This window comes from Gemmobacter sp., from assembly GCF_016792925.1.
Classification (GTDB): domain Bacteria; phylum Pseudomonadota; class Alphaproteobacteria; order Rhodobacterales; family Rhodobacteraceae; genus Gemmobacter.
The window spans coordinates 1-2,663 of the sequence record NZ_JAEULU010000043.1 but is presented as its reverse complement, the minus strand read 5'-3'; the positions used below and the strand labels follow the sequence as shown (position 1 = coordinate 2,663).

3 protein-coding genes are annotated in these 2,663 nt (G+C 62.2%); all 3 read right to left on the bottom strand.

Annotation, left to right across the window (positions count from 1 at the left end; genetic code table 11):
- Window positions 1-163 precede the first annotated feature (163 nt).
- Window positions 164-1,381, bottom strand: coding sequence for a flagellin (locus JNN06_RS02245; RefSeq protein ID WP_291237971.1), 1,218 nt, complete (start codon window positions 1,379-1,381; stop codon window positions 164-166).
- A gap of 203 nt (window positions 1,382-1,584) precedes the next feature.
- Entirely contained in the window at window positions 1,585-1,932 is a 348-nt protein-coding gene (locus JNN06_RS02240; protein WP_291237970.1) for a hypothetical protein, read from the bottom strand.
- Window positions 1,922-2,146, bottom strand: a complete 225-nt coding sequence (locus JNN06_RS02235) for a rod-binding protein (protein WP_291237972.1) — start codon at window positions 2,144-2,146, stop codon at window positions 1,922-1,924. The genes JNN06_RS02240 and JNN06_RS02235 overlap by 11 nt, the downstream gene beginning before the upstream one ends.
- Window positions 2,147-2,663 lie beyond the last annotated feature (517 nt).

The window sequence follows — 2,663 nt, the reverse complement described above, 5'->3', positions numbered from 1 at the left end:
GAAAAGATCATATTCGATCTGCCGCGGCGAGCGGATCGGAGTTTCGGGGCGGCCATAAGCGGTCCGCGCGAAAAGCTGTGCGTTCACGGATCATCCTTCCGGATATGGGGTGTGGAGGGATTTGTCATGGCGCGCCAAGTCGGCGCGCCATGTGATTGATCCGTCAGCGGAACAGCGACAGGATGCTCTGCGGCGCCTGGTTGGCGATCGACAGGGCTTGGATGCCCAGCTGCTGTTGGGTCTGCAGGGCCTGCAGCCGCGCAGAGGTTTCTTCCATATCGGCATCCACCATCGAGCCGATACCGGTGGTCAAGGCATCGGCCAGCTTGCCCACGAAGTCGGCCTGAGCTTCGATCCGCATTTGCGACGAACCCAGTGCCGCCGAAGCGTCAACCGCGGTTTGCAGCATGGTTTCGATGCGGTTCAGGGAGTCGGTGGTATTGGTCACCACGTCGATCTGCGACAAAGCCCCGAGACCACCGGCCCCGGCGTTGGTGTATTGACCGCTGGTGGTCAGGTCGGTCGTCCCATCATTCACGAAGGACAGCTGACCCGGGTTCGCGCTGTCATAGTTGACCACGAGACCGTCAACGCCCAGGGCGTCGATGGCGTTTTTGAGGCCAACCGCGATCATGTCGGGCACGGTGTTGGCCATCGAGGCATTCGCCGCGTCAACATCATCCGCGCTGACAGTATAGCTGACCGATTTGTCCCCGATCTGCAGCGAGATCTTGTCACCGGCCAGCCAGGCGTTGGTGCCATCGGCAATGGTAAAATCGCCGGTGCCGCCAGCAGCGTCGAGCGACAGAACGAAGGTGTCGCCATTGGTCGAGGCAGTACCCGAGGTGGTGACAACGTCATTGGCCACATAGGCACCAAAGCCAAGGTCCTGGCCCTGCACCGTGATCGACGAGGCGGTCGTGGTCGCCCCCGAGCGATCGAGCGATGCCAGCACATCCATCGAGGCGGTGCTGCCATCCACGAGGTTCAGGCCGTTGAACTGTGCCGCACCCACCACCGAACCGATTTGCCCGGTCAGGGCGTCGATGTCGGACTGGATTTTGCCACGGTCCACGTTGGCCCCCTGGGCCGACACGATCTTGCCCTTGATCTGCGTCAGCAGGTCGGTCACGGTTTCAGCAGCCTGACGGGCGACGGTCACCGTGGAGTTGCCCAGAGACAGCGCATCCGAGATGCCGTCGAAGCTTTTGACATCCGATTCCATCACTTTGGAAATCGCCCAGACAGCCGCATTGTCCTTGGCGCTGGCGACGGATTTGCCGGTCGAAATCTCCGACTGGACTTTGCCGAGATTGGCGTTGATGCCTTTCATCGTCTGAAGGGCAACCATCGCACCGGTATTGGTCAGAATGGACGACATGTCCTGTTCCTTTTAGCTGCCGACGCTTTGCGTGCGGCTTGTCAGCCTTTCGGCCAGTTCGGCTTTCTCGCCCTGCGGTTGCCTTTCTGCGGCACCGCGCCAGCCCGTCGTGGGTTGCCCCCTGATTGATGGGGTGGAAGTTCTAACAGATCGCTAAGACCAGAAACCTTCCGCCTGCCGAATTGCCCTGCATTTGATGAAGATCAGAAACGTTTGCTCAAAAGGCTCATGCCGTCGCCTCGCGCTTGCAGGCGCCCTTTGCGATCATAGGTTGAAAGACCCTGGAGCGAGCGCGCGATCTCGGTCAGACGCCGCTGCGCGCTGCGCACGCCCCGCCCGGCGGCGCGCAGCAGGCGTTGATTACGTTCGGCCTTGGCCAGAATTCCGATCAGCCGATCCTGATCTGCCTCGGCCAGCGCCGGTTCCAGCAGCGCCAGCCGGTCCTCAAAGCCGGAAAGCGCTGCCAGCTGGCCCTGCTTCAACGCCTCGCCGATCTGGTCGAGCAGCGTCTCGATTTCGTCTACGGGATCGTGCGCCCTCTCATTCCCCATGACGCTCGGCCTTTGCCATAGCCCGGAAAAGCTGTTCGCTCAGCCCGATTCCCCCGCTTTCGACGATGGCCCGCGCCTGTTCGTTCCGCAGGAAAGAGGCAAATTGCTCTTCGCCGATGCCGCCGCCAAAGTCACCGCGCATGGCATCCAGCCCCGCTTTCCCCAGCATTTCCGACAGAAACAGGCCCTCCAGCTCCTTTGCACGCGCCATCATCGCTTCCTGTCGTTTGGGCGGAATGGCGGGGCTGGGCGCAGAGGGAATCGGCTTGATACTCATCTTTGGCTCCGGTTTCGTGCAATTTTCCGGATCATGGCGCTGCGGCGGTAAACATACGGTAACCAGTTGCGGAAATAGTTGACCCCGATACGGCAGGAGTCGGAGGTCAAAATGGATATTGGATGGCTGGGCCAGCCCCTTCAGGCGGGGAGCGTCGTGGCGTCGACGGCGGGCGCACCGGCTGTGCCAGAGGAGGGGGAGGCCGATCCTTTCGAATCGCTGCTGAATGCAGATGTGGCACCATCCCCGGAGACTGAAACGGCTTGGCCGCTTTGGCCCGTCGTTGCGGTGCCGCTGCAAAGCATCGTCGCGATTGACATGACGGCACCCGAAACCGCCGTGACCGCTGGCCCCGCCCCCCCCCCCGGAAACACATTTTAGGGAAAGGGGCCCCGCCCCCAGGGCCTTGGGGGGGGCGGGGCCGTTGCCCCCGTGGGAAACCATGGCGCGGGGG

What these genes read in the sequence shown, in the direction of transcription:
- JNN06_RS02245 (WP_291237971.1), bottom strand. Translation starts at nt 1,381, where the DNA reads ATGTCGTCCATTCTGACCAATACCGGTGCGATGGTTGCCCTTCAGACG.
- JNN06_RS02240 (WP_291237970.1), bottom strand. Translation starts at nt 1,932, where the DNA reads ATGGGGAATGAGAGGGCGCACGATCCCGTAGACGAAATCGAGACGCTG.
- JNN06_RS02235 (WP_291237972.1), bottom strand. Translation starts at nt 2,146, where the DNA reads ATGATGGCGCGTGCAAAGGAGCTGGAGGGCCTGTTTCTGTCGGAAATG.